The sequence below is a fragment of the Novosphingobium naphthalenivorans NBRC 102051 genome (genome assembly GCF_001590985.1).
In the GTDB taxonomy this organism is placed as follows: domain Bacteria; phylum Pseudomonadota; class Alphaproteobacteria; order Sphingomonadales; family Sphingomonadaceae; genus Novosphingobium; species Novosphingobium naphthalenivorans.
This window is the reverse complement of sequence record NZ_BCTX01000221.1, coordinates 1-679: the sequence shown is the minus strand read 5'-3', so window position 1 is coordinate 679 and position 679 is coordinate 1. Positions and strand designations below refer to the sequence as shown.

Below are 679 nucleotides of genomic sequence, written 5' to 3'. Positions count from 1 at the left end.
CTGGTGCCGACCTTCCATTCCTGCGCGATGCCGATGTAGGGGGCAAACTCGCGTCTGAATTCGTAGCGCAGGCGCAGCCCTGCCTCAATACGATCGACACCACCTCCGATACCCAGTTCCGGAATGTCCTGAGCCGCAAGATTGATCTCCGCGCGGGGCTGCAGGATCAGTCGCTGGGTGATGCGCTGATCCAGTTCAGCCTGAACCCTGGCCGTGACATCGCCCTTATTTGAAACGAAAGCCGTGGCCTCGATGTCGAACAGGTAGGGCGCCAGGCCCTGCACGCCGATGGCGGCATAGGTTCGCGAAGGTCCCACAAGGTCCTGACGAACACCGGCCTGGAGATCCCACCGCGGCCCGATGGCGTGGCTCCACAGGGCCTGGACTTCGGCTCGCTCCGGCTTTTTGCCGAAATTGCCCTCGCCTTCGCTCTTGAACCAAAGCTTGTCGATATGGCCGCCATAGGCGCCCTGAACATCCCAAGTGTAACCATCCTTGCCCTTGCGAGCACGGTATTCTGCGCGGTCGGCCATGAACCAGAAGACCGGCAACCCGCTCACTTCGCGAACTACGTGCGCCCGCGATGCCGCCATCACGTCGGCCCCGACATACTGGTCAGCCGCAAAGGCCGGACCGGAGAAGGCCTCAGGCGGCGGCGGTGACTGGGGGATATCATCGG

The 679-nt window shown here is 62.7% G+C and carries 1 protein-coding gene; it reads right to left on the bottom strand.

The genetic code is table 11. From position 1 onward, the window contains the following. On the bottom strand, positions 1 to 679 hold a 679-nt coding region (locus NN5_RS24825; RefSeq protein WP_067739400.1), incomplete at both ends, for a copper resistance protein B.